The following is a 14951-nucleotide window of genomic DNA, read 5'->3' on the forward strand; positions in this document are numbered from 1 at the left end:
GATGGCACTGCACTCAGTGGATTGGGCTCCGTATCTGGGCCATGACTGGACCAAAGAGTGGGACCATAAAGTGGGTCGTCAGCGCCTGCATGAACTGGGTCAGCGCGTTTGTCAGTATCCTGAAAGCCACAAACTGCAAAGTCGTGTACAGAAACTGTATAACGATCGCCAGTCTATGGTCGCCGGTGAGAAAGGTGTCGACTGGGGTATGGCCGAAACGCTGGCCTACGCAACGCTGGTTGATGATGGTCACCGCATCCGTATTACAGGTCAGGATTCCGGACGGGGTACTTTCTTCCATCGTCATGCGGTGCTGCATAACCAAGCGGATGCCAGCACTTATATGCCTCTGGCTAACCTTCATGACAAACAAGGCCCGTTCCAGGTTTTCGACTCTGTGTTGTCAGAAGAAGCCGTATTGGCCTTTGAATATGGCTATGCCACGGCAGAGCCGGGTGGCCTGACAATCTGGGAAGCTCAGTTTGGTGATTTTGCAAACGGTGCTCAGGTTGTCATTGATCAGTTCATCAGTTCTGGTGAGCAGAAGTGGGGCCGTATGTGCGGTCTGACTATGCTGCTGCCACATGGCTATGAAGGCCAGGGCCCGGAGCACTCCTCTGCGCGTCTGGAACGTTACCTGCAGCTGTGTGCTGAACAAAACATGCAGGTTGTGATTCCTTCAACGCCGGCTCAGGTTTACCACATGATTCGTCGTCAGGTGCTGCGCCCGATGCGCCGTCCTCTGATTGTCATGTCGCCTAAGTCACTACTGCGTCATCCGCTGTGTACTTCCACAATGGACGATCTGGCTGAAGGTAATTTCCTGCCTGCAATCGGTGAGATTGATGCGCTGGATCCGAAACAAGTGAAACGTGTTGTACTGTGTTCAGGTAAGGTGTATTACGATCTGCTGGAACAACGTCGCAAGCGTGAGCAGACGGATGTCGCCATTATCCGAATTGAACAGCTGTACCCATTCCCGAAAGAGGATGTGGAAGCTGCACTGGCTGATTATCAGCATGTGACTGACTTCGCATGGTGCCAGGAAGAACCGCAAAACCAGGGTGCCTGGTACAGCAGCCAGCATAATTTCCGTGCTGCCCTGCCTGCAGGCGCGCAACTAGCCTATGCCGGCCGCCCAGCGTCAGCTTCCCCTGCCGTTGGTTATATGTCAGTACACTTGAAACAACAGAAAGCGTTGATTGATGACGCGCTGAACACAGAACAATAAACCCAGAGCTGGAACAAAAAGGACAAACTGAGATGACAATCGAAATTCTGGTTCCCGATTTACCTGAATCAGTAGCAGACGCAACCGTAGCCACCTGGCACAAGAAACCGGGTGATGCAGTAAGCCGTGATGAAGTTCTGGTAGATATCGAAACGGATAAAGTAGTGCTGGAAGTACCTGCACCTGAAGACGGTATTCTTGAAGCCATTTTCGAGGAAGAAGGTACCACAGTGCTGACCAAGCAGCTGCTGGGTAAAATCAAAGCTGGCGCGGTTGCCGGCGAGCCAACCAAAGATAAGACTGCCAGTGCGGAAGCGTCACCGACAAAACGTACTACAGCGTCTTTGGCTGAAGAGACCAATGATGCTCTGAGCCCGGCGGTACGTCGTCTGATCAGCGAGCACGGTATTGATGCATCGGCTGTGAAAGGCAGTGGTGTGGGTGGCCGTATCACTCGCGAAGACGTAGAAGCGTTCGTGAAAAATGGCAAGTCTGCATCCGCAGCTCCCGTTGCTGAAGCGAAAGTGGAAGCCCCTCTGGCTCACCGCAGTGAAAAGCGTGTTCCTATGACTCGTCTGCGTAAGCGTATTGCAGAGCGTCTGCTGGAAGCGAAGAACAGCACAGCGATGCTGACGACCTTCAACGAAGTGAACATGAAGCCAATCATGGACTTGCGTAAGCAGTACCAAGGCATCTTTGAAGAGCGTCATGGTATTCGTCTGGGCTTTATGTCTTTCTATGTCAAAGCGGTTGTTGAAGCGCTGAAGCGTTTCCCGGAAGTGAATGCGTCTATTGACGGTGATGATGTTGTTTACCACAACTTCTTCGATGTCAGCATTGCTGTGTCGACCCCGCGTGGTCTGGTTACCCCGGTACTGCGTGACTGTGACAAGCTGAGCCTGGCTGAAATCGAAAAAGGTATCCGTGAACTGGCGATCAAAGGCCGTGACGGTAAGCTGACAGTTGATGAACTGACTGGCGGTAACTTCACTATCACTAACGGTGGTGTATTCGGCTCGCTGATGTCTACGCCGATTATCAACCCGCCTCAGGGTGCGATTCTGGGTATGCATAAGATCCAGGACCGTCCAATGGCCGTTGATGGCAAGGTTGAAATCCTGCCTATGATGTACCTGGCGCTGTCTTATGACCACCGTCTGATTGACGGTAAAGAGTCGGTAGGCTACCTGGTAACCGTTAAAGAGTTGCTTGAAGACCCAACACGTCTGCTTCTGGACGTGTAACACTGCGCATAACGATCCGCCACTGTTCTGAGGTGGCGGTTGTTGAGCCAGATTGATTGACGAAGGAATACCCAAGAGTATTTCAATGGATATAACACGTCCCACAGGGATTAGATAACGGATAGAACATAATGAATCTGCACGAATATCAGGCAAAACAACTTTTTGCTGAGTATGGCCTGCCAGTTCCTGAAGGCTATGCTTGTGATACCCCACAAGAGGCTGCGGAAGCAGCAAGTAAAATCGGTGGTGACAAGTGGGTCATCAAATGTCAGGTTCACGCTGGTGGCCGCGGTAAAGCGGGCGGCGTAGAACTGCATGACACCAAAGAAGGTCTTAAAGAGTTTGCACAAAAGTGGCTGGGTAAAAACCTGGTGACTTATCAGACAGATGCAAACGGTCAGCCGGTAACCAAAATTCTGGTTGAAGAAGCTTCTAACATTGCAAACGAACTGTACCTGGGTGCCGTTGTAGACCGTGGTACTCGCCGTATCGTTTTCATGGCATCGACTGAAGGTGGTGTGGAAATCGAGAAAGTTGCCGAAGAAACCCCAGAGCTGATCCACAAAGCGGCTATCGATCCACTGGTTGGCCCACAGGCTTATCAGGGTCGTGAACTGGCATTTAAACTGGGCCTGAAAGGCGACCAGATTAAGCAGTTCGTGAAAATCTTCATGGGTCTGGGCCAGATGTTTGCTCAGTATGACCTGGCTCTGCTGGAAATTAACCCGCTGGTGATCACCGGTGAAGGCAACCTGCTGTGCCTGGACGGTAAAATCAACATCGATTCAAACGCCATGTACCGCCAGCCAAAACTGCGTGATATGCACGATGCTTCTCAGGAAGATGCACGTGAAGCACACGCAGCGCAATGGGAGCTGAACTATGTTGCTCTCGACGGTAACGTTGGCTGTATGGTGAACGGTGCGGGTCTGGCCATGGGTACCATGGACATTGTAAACCTGCACGGCGGCAAGCCGGCAAACTTCCTGGATGTTGGTGGCGGTGCGACCAAAGAGCGCGTTGCAGAAGCATTCAAGATCATCCTGTCTGACGATAATGTTAAAGCCGTACTGGTTAACATCTTCGGTGGTATCGTTCGTTGCGACATGATTGCAGAAGGTATCATCGGCGCGGTTAAAGAAGTTGGCGTGACGGTACCGGTTGTGGTTCGTCTGGAAGGTACTAACGCTGATCTGGGTCGCGAAGTACTGGCCAAGTCAGGTCTGGATATCATTGCAGCTGAGTCGCTAACCGACGCAGCTCAGAAAGTTGTTGCTGCTGCGGAGGGCAAATAAGAATGTCTGTACTAATTAATAAAGACACTAAAGTCATCTGCCAGGGTTTCACTGGCGGTCAGGGTACTTTCCACTCTGAGCAGGCCATTGCATACGGTACGCAAATGGTTGGCGGTGTGTCACCAGGTAAAGGCGGCACAACACATCTGGATTTGCCAGTGTTCAACACTGTGCGCGAAGCCGTAGAAGCAACAGGTGCAACAGCTTCTGTTATCTACGTACCAGCACCATTTTGTAAAGATGCCATTCTGGAAGCGATTGATGCCGGTATCAAGCTGATCGTTACCATTACAGAAGGTATCCCGACAACAGATATGATCGACGTGAAAGTGAAGCTGGAAGAAACCGGCGTTCGCATGATTGGTCCTAACTGCCCGGGTGTGATCACGCCTGACGAATGTAAGATCGGCATCATGCCTGGTCATATTCACAAGAAAGGTAAAGTGGGTATTGTTTCGCGTTCAGGTACGCTGACTTATGAAGCCGTAAAACAAACCACAGATGAAGGTTTCGGCCAGTCTACTTGTGTAGGTATTGGCGGTGACCCGATTCCGGGATCAAACTTCATTGATATCCTGAAACTGTTCCAGGAAGACCCTGAAACAGAAGCAATCGTGATGATTGGTGAAATCGGTGGTACTGCGGAAGAAGAAGCCGCAGCATTTATCAAAGAGAATGTCACCAAACCGGTTGTTTCTTATATTGCAGGTGTGACTGCTCCTCCGGGTAAGCGTATGGGCCATGCCGGTGCGATTATTTCTGGTGGTAAAGGTACTGCGGAAGACAAGTTCGCAGCACTGGAATCTGCGGGTGTGAAAACCGTTAAGAGCCTGGCTGATATCGGTAAAGCACTGAGAGAAGTCACTGGCTGGTAATAAACAGACAAGTCAGACTACGACTGTAACAAGAAGCCCGTTATTGACGGGCTTTTTTTGATCTCAGCTCGTGTATTGGTTTACCTGGCATTAAACCTGACGTGGTATGGCGCGAGTGAGGCACATAAAACAAAAAAGCCCGGCATGACTGCCGGGCTTTTATCTATGTTTTATACGTACCCGCTTAGTATTTGAAGCGGGTAGTCAGTAACAGTTGATCGCCGTAAACATCGTTGAAACGACCTTCAGCGCCGATTGAAAACAGCTCAGTGGCATGGAAACGGCCATAAACAGAACCGAATGTTTCTTCGATTTTATGAACGTTAATGTGGCCGAGCTTGGCACCTACTTCAAGTTGCGGGCCTAACCATTGACGAACACCCAGGTTGATTTCCATACCTGTTTTGCCAGTGCTGTCGTTAAACTCGTCTTTGTTCTTGATGTTGCGCGCTTTAAGCTCGCCCGTCAGATCTGCCCAGTTGTTAATAGGTGCATGGAAGCCAACACCTAAGGCAAGATCCCAGTCGCTTTCGAATTCAGAATCGATGCTACCGGTTAAATGGGCATTCGGGTGGATAGATTTGCTGAAACCTGCACCATAGGTTAATGGGCTCAGGCCAATTCGCACTTCTGTATAGTCGTAGCTGAAGTTGCTCATAGTATTAGCTGAATTAGCTTGAGCTGCTGAAGCCAATGACAGTAGCAGGGCACCAGCGATAAACGATTTACGCATGAATCTTCATCCAAAGAACAAAAAATGAATTGGAGCATTTTAATCAACTCGTCCCTGCAATAACAGGTTGGCCTTAGATTAAGTGCCGTATTACGGGGACAATAGCGTAAAAATGCAGCAAAAATCACATAATTGTGATCATTGACAAATTTTTAATAAGCCATTTTATCACAATAACGGATAGAAGATTTTTATTGTATTAATTCGTTGCCAGATTTTGTCCCTTGCGCAAAATGATTGAGATTCGATAGCGTAGTGTCGGCGATGTTGGCCAGCGCTTCTTCCGTTAAGAAGGCCTGATGACCGGTGAACAGCACATTGTGGCAGGAAGACAAACGACGAAAAACGTCATCTTGAATAATGTCGTTGGACTTATCCTCAAAGAATAAATCTTTTTCATTTTCGTAGACATCCACACCGAGTGAGCCGATTTTCTGGCTTTTGAGTGCTTCAATCGCATCTTTCGAGTTAAGCAGTTCACCACGGCTGGTATTAATGATCATGACACCGTCGCGCATCTTGCTAAAAGAACGCGCGTCCAGCATGTGGTAATTTTCTTTGCTCATCGGGCAGTGCAGGGTAATGACATCCGATTGGCGGTAAATCTCGTCCAGCGAGGTGTAAGTCGCCCCCAGCTTTATCGCTTCCGGGTTTTCATAAGGATCGTGGGCCAGAATGGTCATGCCCAGGCCTTTCAGGATGTGCATGGTGGCGATACCTATCCGCCCGGTGCCGATAACCCCGACGGTTTTGCCATAAAAGTTAAAACCCGTCAGGCCATCCAATGAAAAGTTGGCATCGCGTGTGCGTTGGTATGCACGGTGAATTTTACGGTTAAGGCTCAGCATTAACCCGACAGTATGTTCTGCGATGGCTTGCGGAGAGTATGCGGGCACCCGAACAATCTGCAGGCCGTACATTTTGGCGGCATCCACATCCACTTTATCAAATCCGGCACAGCGCATGGCAATGACTCGCACCCCCAGAATAGATAACGCTTCAAGCACGGGTTTGCTCAGATCGTCGTTGACAAATGCGCAGACAGCATCATAGCCGTGGGCCAGTTTCGCGGTTTGCAGGTTGAGCTGAATATCAAAGAAACTCAGTTGGTGGCCAAAAAGCGGATTGCTCTTATTGAAAGAAATTTGATCGTATTTTTTGGCGCTGAACACGGCAACTTTCATCACTGCACTCCTTGAATCTGAAATTGCGATCACTTTCCCACAGTGCGCTCCGGCTGACAAGCAGATTAATCACCCGTGCTCAGTGATAAAAGTCATTGATCCATAGAGCAAAGATGGTGTTTGTAATACACTCATTGCATTCGTCAGGAAATAATCATTGGAAAGAAACATGTTAGGAAAAATAGGTGCTGTTGCGGGTGCGGTAGCCGTAGTGTTGTGCTGGCCTCTGGCCGTCGGTCAGATTGGCGAGCGTATTTATCAGGACACAGTGGGGGAATACAACAGCCCTTATGTTTCTGTTACCACTGAACGCTATGAACGTGGTTATCTGACCTCTCATGCTGTGTCGAAAATTGCGCTGAAATCCAGCTGGAAAGAGGTTTTCGCCGAGCAGGACTGGCCAACCGAATGGCACATTGCGCATGAGATTCATCATGGTGTCTTTGGGGTCACTTCCAACAGTACGCTGGTGGTTGATGATAAGGTCGCCTCTCAGGTTGAAGCCTGGTGGGGCAGCGATGCGGTGCCATTAACCTTAACAACGCGCACTGCACTGACAAGAAAAACCGATCTTGATTTAACCCTGAATCCTTTTGTGTATAACGATCAGGATGGCAACGCCTTTAAGTCTGAGCCGCTGACCTTTACCGGGACTGTCTCTGCTGACGGAAACGGCAGTTTCAGCTATGCGCTGAAAGATGCATTATTGCAGACAGTCGCTGATGAAAGCATGCAGGTGTCTGGTGTGACAGGTGGCGGGGAAGGCCGCTGGGACGGACGCTTCTGGATTGGCAACCAGCAACTGCAGATAAGCAAGCTGGGCTTTGCCAATAATCAGACCCAAGAGTCCGTGGATCTGGATACCATCAAGGTAGCGTCACTCAATAGCCTGTCAGAAGCTCAGGCAGCGACAGAGGAGAGTCCGGCAGTCAGTGCGCAGTTAACGAACAGCAACCAGCTCAGCATCGCGTCTCTGACCAGTCTGGACGGCAAGCAATACCAGACATTCAATGTCGATTTGCTGTTGTCTGATCTCGATTATGACGCGGTAACCCGTCTCAGTGCGCTGGGTGATCAGCTGGACGGCGAATTATCCCCTGATCAGGTTCAGGATATGGCGTTAGCGCTGGATCTGCTGGTTGCCAAAGGGCTGACCGTGAACCTGAAAGATATCAGTGTGGTCGCACCTGAAGGGCCAATAAAAGGTCATGTCCGTCTTACTGTGCAGCCAGGCCTGGCGCGCGCGTCGCAAAATCTGGCACAAGTTACCAGCAAGCTTGATGGTGATATGTATTTTGAGTTTCCGTCCGAGTTGCTGACATTGACCGAAGGGCTGGAGCCTCAGACCGACCGGCTGATTAAGAGCGGTGTTCTGACAATGAAAGAAGACAGGGCATTTATTGCTGTAAAACTGGTGGGCGATAAGGTGATTCTGGGCAACGGCGATCAATTACCCCTGGCTATGTTTATGATGTTGCTCCTTTCTTAAGCGCGCATCATAGGTAACGACAATGAATAAAATAGAACCTATCAATTTAGACATTTGGCTGAAATCGACGACACTTAAGGTATCGGCGCAGGGATAAGCACTCAGATTGACACACTCTGAATCTGCCTGCGGTTATATAAGAAAAATTTCAGGGGGATACATGGAGTCGATTAAAGTCAGAGATTATATGAACACCCGACCGGTAACCTTTGAAGCAGGTATGTCGTTGTCTAAAGCGTTGGACAAGATGCTGTCATCCAAGCAGATTGGCGGGCCTGTTGTTGATGAGTACCGCAGAGTGGTGGGCTTTGTGTCTGAACAGGATTTTATTCAGAAGTTACTGAAAGTTGGTTATCACTGCCAGGATACCCACACAGTGGGTGATGTCATGCGAACGGATGTGCTGACAGTCAATCCTGAGACCAGCATTATTGCCCTTGCTGAAACCATGTCCGGGCAAAAACCTAAGCTGTATCCGGTTGTGGAAGGCGGGAGACTGGTCGGTATTATTACCCGCCGCAATGTGCTTTCCGCCATCAGTGATCAAATTGGTGATTGCTTTAAGCACCCGGTGTAACGCGATTTATACAGGCGCTGCTCAGCGCCTTTATTTTTGAGATCTGTTTTCATCCATTCATTCAATGATTGAGAGCTGTATTTAGTGCTTGACCTTGGAGGTAACTCCAAGGTTTATATTGATACTGAGGCCCACTTTGACTGAATAAGGAATAACAGTATGTGTCATCAATGCCATAATAAAAAACCGCACATCCATACCATCAAGCCTGTCAGTACCGGCAGCAGTGTACGTGTCGAGCCGGGTGCAATGGCTGCCTCTGCTGCAGGTAGTCTGTCCGCATCTGTGACGGCAAGTTGCTGTGAGGGAGCGTGCGATTCAGGAGGCAGTGAAGAGAGCGACCCCGCCAGGCGGCGAGCTTTACTGTCAACACCGCCCGATGGCGACAAGGCGGCTGCCCTGTCCGGTATCCGGCAAATTACCCCCCATACGACGCCGTCAGGCTCCGCTGCCACTCATTCCTATGGGTCGGATAGTCCAAATACCTCTCATCAGGCATCGCTGGCAAAGGCCGCAGCCCCTCAGCAACATACTGAACCAAGTGCCGTTGCGCGTTTTAGCTGGCACGTACAGGGCATGGATTGTCCGAGCTGTGCTGCAAAGCTGGAAAAAGCCATCCTGGCGATCGAGGGTGTCGACCAGGCCTCGGTGATCTTTGCGACAGAGAAATTGGTGGTCGCCGGAATCTCATCGCGCATGATGTCTGAGGTGGAAGCCACCGCCAAAGCAACGGGTTTCCCTTTGCGTCGGCCGCAACAGAGTAAGGATGCCCCGGCTCCGGGATTCATGCAGACTTATGGCATGCTCGCGCTGACAGCCGCGCTGGTTTTTGTGTCTTATGTCATCTCCACTCAGTCTGACACTCTGGGGTTGATTGCTTTTTCAGCCACCACGCTGGTGGGCTTGACCCCGATTATTGGTAAAGCCATCAAACTTGCTAAAAACGGCTCGCCGTTTTCAATTGAAACCCTGATGAGCGTGGCTGCTGTCGGCGCGCTCTATCTGGGCGAAACGGCCGAAGCGGCGATGGTGTTATTGCTGTTTCTCATTGGTGAACAACTGGAAGGCTATGCGTCTGCCCGTGCCCGCAGCGGGGTAAAAGCCCTCATGGCGCTGGTGCCGGAGACAGCGATGCGTGTCGACACCAACGGCCAGGTACGCGAAGTGGCCGCCGATCAGCTCCAGCCCGGCGATATGATTGAAGTGGCTCCGGGCGCCCGCTTACCCGCCGATGCCATATTGCTTGATAAGGCAGCCAGCTTTGATGAAAGTGCATTAACCGGCGAATCGGTTCCGGTAGAGCGTTTTGCGGGAGAGCGTATTCTTGCCGGTTCACTGTCAGCCGATCACCTGGTGCGGGTTAAAGTCGAGTCTAAGCAGGGTGAAAATGCCATCGACCGCATACTGCACCTGATTGAAAATGCAGAAGCCAGTAAAGCCCCGATAGAACGTTTTATCGATCGCTTCAGCCGCTGGTACACCCCCGCGATGATTGCTCTGGCGACGCTGATTGTGCTGGTGCCGACTGTGATTTTTGGCCTGTCCTGGGATGAATGGCTGTATAAAGGACTGACATTACTGCTGATTGCCTGCCCATGTGCTCTGGTGATCTCAACCCCGGCGGCTATTACCTCGGGACTGGCGGCAGCGGCGCGTCGCGGAGCCCTGATTAAGGGCGGTGCGGCCTTGGAGCAATTAGGCCAGACGCAGGTGGTCGCGTTTGATAAGACAGGCACTTTAACCCAGGGTAAACCGCGGGTAACGGATTTGCTCGTCTGGCAGGGCGATGAAACAAGGCTGCTCAGCGAAGCCGCCGCGATAGAAACCGGATCGCTGCATCCGCTGGCGCAGGCTGTGATCGACAAAGCACGCCAGCAGGGGTTGGCGGTGCCGCATGCTGAAAACCGCAAAGCATTGCCTGGTCGCGGGATTCAGGGTGTGGTTGACGGCACTGTCATCCATCTTATCGCCACAGATCGTCTTGACGATCCCGGCCGGATAACCCAATCCCAGCAGGCTGACATCGACAGCCTGAGCGATGAGGGCAAAACCCTGGTGGTGGTGCTGCGTGATAACGTGCCGGTCGGACTGATCGCCTGGCGGGATAATCTGCGTGAAGATGCCCTGATGGCGGTCGACAGACTCAAAGCGTTAGGCATTCGCAGTGTGATGTTAACCGGTGATAACTTGCGGGCTGCCAAGGCGATCGCTTCTGAGGTCGGTGTCGATTTTCGGGCCAGCCTGTTACCTGAAGATAAAGTGACTGAAGTTGCTCAGTGGAGCCGTGACTATAAAGTGGCCATGGTGGGCGACGGCATTAATGATGCGCCGGCGATGAAAATGGCCAGTGTCGGCATCGCAATGGGAAGCGGCACGGACGTGGCACTGGAAACTGCCGATGCCGCACTGACCCATAATCGCCTGAATGAATTACCGGACATGATTGCTTTGTCGCGAATGACGCTGGCCAATATTCGTCAGAACATCAGCCTGGCCCTGGGCTTGAAGCTGATCTTTCTGCTTACCACCTTGCTGGGCTGGACAGGGCTTTGGGTTGCCGTACTGGCAGACAGCGGTGCCACAGCCCTGGTGACTGTGAATGCGCTGCGATTGCTGCGGTTTAAGCCAGATGCGTAATTTGCCGCGGGTTCAGCGCTCCGGCTGAGACCGGGCTACAATCAGAAGGCTTAAGCGCTGGCTTGAGCCTTTTCTTTGTGCAGAGCCTTAATAAGGCAACATAGAACATTGATTGCTCACGTTAAGACCAGGAGCAGGGCTGATGCTTTCCATCTGGTTCAAGCGCATTGGTTACGGGTAAAGTGAATCGCGTTGCACATTAGTGTGATCGTTGATCTGTTTTAATGAATCTGTTGCATTTACATTTGTATTTAATGTGATGTTAATCACCCATATCACGGCGGTGATGAGCTATGGTTAGCGGGTATTCGAGAGTTCAAGTTGTTGAATAAGATCCCATAATAGGCCGCCACAAAGCAGGCCACACAATGAAGGATAGAATTATGTCTGAGACCGCGGTATTCCATCTGGGTGTTACTAAAGCTGATCTTCAGGGCGCTGAAATTGCCATTATTCCCGGTGACCCGGCACGCGTTGAAAAAATCGCCAATCTTATGGATGAGCCTGAGTTTTTAAACAGTGCCCGTGAGTACACACTGTACCGTGCAAAGCTGGATGGCAAGTCTGTTGTGGTATGTTCAACAGGTATCGGCGGCCCATCAACCTCAATTGCGGTTGAAGAACTGGCTCAGCTGGGTGTGCGTACTTTCCTGCGTGTCGGCACGACAGGTGCGATTCAGCCGCATATCAATGTGGGTGACATGATAGTGACCACTGGCTCTGTGCGTCTGGACGGTGCCAGCCTGCACTTTGCGCCAATGGAATTCCCGGCAGTGGCTGATTTTGACGTGGCAACTGCGATGAAAGAAGCGTGCGATGCGGAAGACACAGGAGTGCACACAGGGGTGACGGCCTCCAGTGATACTTTCTATCCGGGGCAGGAGCGCTACGACACTTTCTCTGGCCGTGTTGTCCGTCGTTTCCAGGGTTCGATGAAAGAATGGCAGGACATGGGTGTGCTGAATTTTGAAATGGAATCAGCTACCTTACTGACCATGTGTGCAAGCTCGGGTCTGCGTGCCGGCTGTGTGGCGGGTGTGATTATCAACCGTACTCAGAAAGAGACGCCAGATCACGCGACGCTGAAAGAAACAGAAGCACGTGCAATCCGTGTGGTTGTTGACGCTGCTCGTCGTATGCTGAACAAATAATCAGTTACCAGCCATAAAAAAAACCGATGCCAGATGCATCGGTTTTTTTTACCGCACAAAAGTGATCACAACAGCCGGTTGGCCTGGCCGCCAGCTGCTTTGAACCAGGTATGCAGGTGTTGCTCCAGCTCACCCAGCTGTTCGGGTCCGATGATCGCCAGCCCTAAATCTTCAGCCCGTATCAGATCATGATGGCGAAGAGGGCGGAAACTCACCAGCATGGCACGTGCCTGCAGGCCACCTAACAAATCCCGCAGGGATTCCAGTTTGTACAGGGTATCGTCACCATCGTCCCGCATGCCTTTGGTTTTACATTCAATGATATGCAGCTTGTTATTAACGACAGTCGCCACGTCCAGCTCATTACGCACTTCCCGATCACCTATCTGGCGGTAAACCTGCACGCCCAGCGAGTGGTCCTGTATGGTTGGCAGCTTACTCTGAATCGCCCGGACGGTACTGTGAACCAGGTTCTCCAGCCATTCGCCATTAGCGAAGCGGCGGGCTTCTTCGTGTCTGAACGTCAGAATGCCATTGTCATAGTGTGCCAGACCGGTTTCCTGTAAATCGTTGATCAGCAGAGCCAGTTCTTTGTATCCCTGCTGTTTGTCACTCAACTCGACATCCAGCTTCTGTTCTTTGCGGCAGGTTGTTGCCAGATAATTCAGAGTGGCCAGCCCGGGGCCAAGCTCCAGCGCTGAGCTTGCCCAGCGCTGCCCCAGATCCCAGAGCTGCTGATTGAGGGCTTCCGGTACACTTGTTTCGGGCAGCTCAGCACGCGCGCCGAAGATAGTCAGGTAATCGGTGAGCTGGATACGGTCTTCAACCTGCTGTTGCTCCCGGCCGGCGGGATACAGCCAGCACATCTCATCACTGTAGGGCTCAATGACATAAATCGGCCATTGGTAGCTCCTGAACACCTCATAGGCAGACAGCAGGCGGTGGCGAAGGCCGCAACTGGCATTGAACCAAACTTCACTGTTTGACTCTTTCAAACGGGTTGCCAGTTCATTCAGTCGCTGGCGAAGGGTTGTAATATTAATGGAGTCGGGAATGGTGAAAAATTCAGTCTCAATATCGCGGGGTATCAGTATCGAACTCAGGCGGCCATAGGTTTCTTGCTGCGCTTCTGTACCGATAAAAATCATCTTTCCGGCTGGGACACCGTGGTCTAAAAGGGAAGTGATCAGCCTGACCGGGTCCTGATCGATAATGCCAACATGAGTAATCATAATTATCCTTTAGTACTTCGGCTGATACCGGCAAAGAACAGAAAGCCAGAAACGGCCGACACCAGAAAGTGAGTAAGTATTTATTTTATATGGGTGCATGGAAAACTTATTTCAAGCACTTAAAGAAAGTATCGGATATCTCCGCTGTTTTTGTTGGTGTATTGTCAATTCGGTGCATTTTTTGTGTGAGGGGATGTTGCGGTATAAAGGCATTGCATTTGTCTCTAAGACTGTGACAATACAGCGTTTATACAGGCTGTGAACCTGAAGCCCTTTCCCGGGGACGTATTGAACTGAGGGCGCTATGACACCAAAACAGGCACAAAAACTCACTATTCTCGATATCGCTAAACTGGCTGGGGTGGGCAAATCAACCGTCTCCAGAGTGCTGACACAGGACCCGCGAGTGAAACCGGCAACACGAGAAAAAGTGGAGCAGGTGATCCGGGAATCCGGCTATGTGCCGTCTAAGTCAGCCCAATCAATGCGTGGTGGTAACAGCAGGGTCATTGGTATTCTTGTGTCACGGCTGGATTCGCCGTCAGAAAATAAAGCGGTGCGCGGCATTTTGGAAGTCATTTACGCGGCTGATTATGACGCCGTGATCATGGAAAGCCAGTTCAGTACCGATAAAACCCGCGAGCACATCGCGGTGCTGGAAAAGCGCAATGTTGACGGCGTCATCGTATTTGGTTTCTCCGGCTTTGATTGCGCTATTTTAGATAGCTTTTCGCAGCGTGCCGTTGTGATTGCCGTAGATACCGATTCAGTCTCATCAGTCAGTTACGACAACAAAGGCATGATCTCTCTGGCAATGGCTCAGTTCACCGGCCAGGGCCTTAAACATATCAGCTATATGGGTGTTGATATTGCCGATCGGACCACAGGGCAGTTGCGCCTGGATGCTTATTTGGAAGCCTGCGCGCAGCAGCACATTGCGCCTTGCTATCAAACCGGCGAGCTCAGTTATGACAGTGCTTACACATTAACAGACGCTGTGCTTTCCACGCAGACCCAGGCGATTGTCTGTGCCAGTGATACCCTGGCGATGGGGGTGGCAAAAAGGCTGCAGGAGTTAAACCGGACCGATGTGCTGGTGTCTGGTGTCGGGGCGACAGATCTGCTGCAGTTTATGTTTCCCAACACCTTCAGTGTCGATCCCGGATATTTTGATGCGGGTCAGCGCGCTGCCGATCTGCTGTTACAGCATCTTCGCCAGAGTGCGGATGTCACCCATCTGGTGCAGCGTTCACGTCTGCCATGCTGATTGTGTGCCTGAGAGCTCAGGCACATCTTCCCC

General features: G+C 51.2%; 11 protein-coding genes and 1 pseudogene. 9 read left to right on the forward strand and 3 right to left on the reverse strand.

The genetic code is table 11. The annotated features are described in order from the left end of the window. The 4 genes and pseudogenes from P0Y67_RS15145 to sucD form a co-directional block, all read left to right on the forward strand. Positions 1-1231: pseudogene (locus tag P0Y67_RS15145) on the forward strand (2-oxoglutarate dehydrogenase E1 component); the annotation flags it as partial. A 32-nt stretch (positions 1232-1263) separates the two neighbouring features. Further along, a complete protein-coding gene (gene odhB / locus P0Y67_RS15150) occupies positions 1264-2475 on the forward strand; it encodes a 2-oxoglutarate dehydrogenase complex dihydrolipoyllysine-residue succinyltransferase (RefSeq protein WP_337113139.1) in 1212 nt (403 codons plus the stop codon). Positions 2476-2606: 131 nt separating this feature from the next. Continuing rightward, entirely contained in the window at positions 2607-3773 is a 1167-nt protein-coding gene (gene sucC, locus P0Y67_RS15155; RefSeq protein ID WP_120510421.1) for an ADP-forming succinate--CoA ligase subunit beta, read from the forward strand. A 2-nt stretch (positions 3774-3775) separates the two neighbouring features. Then, on the forward strand, positions 3776-4648 hold the full coding sequence (gene sucD, locus P0Y67_RS15160; RefSeq protein WP_337113140.1) for a succinate--CoA ligase subunit alpha: 873 nt from the start codon (positions 3776-3778) through the stop codon (positions 4646-4648). A 184-nt stretch (positions 4649-4832) separates the two neighbouring features. On the opposite strand, the gene P0Y67_RS15165 is transcribed toward sucD, so the two are convergent. Together P0Y67_RS15165 and P0Y67_RS15170 are read right to left on the reverse strand one after the other, a co-directional pair. Continuing rightward, the gene (locus P0Y67_RS15165) at positions 4833-5381 is read right to left on the reverse strand and encodes a hypothetical protein (RefSeq protein ID WP_192014853.1); all 549 of its coding nucleotides are present in this window, start codon (positions 5379-5381) and stop codon (positions 4833-4835) included. 191 nt (positions 5382-5572) lie between these two features. Next, positions 5573-6565, reverse strand: coding sequence for a 2-hydroxyacid dehydrogenase (locus P0Y67_RS15170; protein WP_342392542.1), 993 nt, complete (start codon positions 6563-6565; stop codon positions 5573-5575). Positions 6566-6734: 169 nt separating this feature from the next. On the opposite strand from P0Y67_RS15170, the gene P0Y67_RS15175 reads away from it, so the two are divergent. The 4 genes from P0Y67_RS15175 to udp all read left to right on the forward strand — a co-directional run bounded on the left by P0Y67_RS15175 (position 6735) and on the right by udp (position 12419). Then, positions 6735-8054, forward strand: coding sequence for a DUF945 family protein (locus P0Y67_RS15175; RefSeq protein WP_342392543.1), 1320 nt, complete (start codon positions 6735-6737; stop codon positions 8052-8054). A gap of 160 nt (positions 8055-8214) precedes the next feature. Further along, positions 8215-8631, forward strand: coding sequence for a CBS domain-containing protein (locus P0Y67_RS15180; protein WP_337113144.1), 417 nt, complete (start codon positions 8215-8217; stop codon positions 8629-8631). A 159-nt stretch (positions 8632-8790) separates the two neighbouring features. Next, a complete protein-coding gene (locus tag P0Y67_RS15185; RefSeq protein ID WP_342392544.1) occupies positions 8791-11268 on the forward strand; it encodes a zinc/cadmium/mercury/lead-transporting ATPase in 2478 nt (825 codons plus the stop codon). Positions 11269-11651: 383 nt separating this feature from the next. Then, the gene (udp, locus tag P0Y67_RS15190) at positions 11652-12419 is read left to right on the forward strand and encodes a uridine phosphorylase (RefSeq protein WP_027252621.1); all 768 of its coding nucleotides are present in this window, start codon (positions 11652-11654) and stop codon (positions 12417-12419) included. Positions 12420-12484: 65 nt separating this feature from the next. On the opposite strand, the gene P0Y67_RS15195 is transcribed toward udp, so the two are convergent. Beyond that, complete coding sequence (locus tag P0Y67_RS15195; protein WP_342392545.1) at positions 12485-13651, reverse strand: Card1-like endonuclease domain-containing protein; 1167 nt, start codon at positions 13649-13651, stop codon at positions 12485-12487. 304 nt (positions 13652-13955) lie between these two features. On the opposite strand from P0Y67_RS15195, the gene treR reads away from it, so the two are divergent. Further along, positions 13956-14918, forward strand: coding sequence for a trehalose operon repressor TreR (gene treR, locus P0Y67_RS15200; RefSeq protein WP_342392546.1), 963 nt, complete (start codon positions 13956-13958; stop codon positions 14916-14918). Positions 14919-14951: the final 33 nt, after the last annotated feature.

Origin of the sequence: Photobacterium sp. SP02 (assembly GCF_038519165.1) — a bacterium.
Lineage (GTDB): Bacteria > Pseudomonadota > Gammaproteobacteria > Enterobacterales > Vibrionaceae > Photobacterium > Photobacterium halotolerans.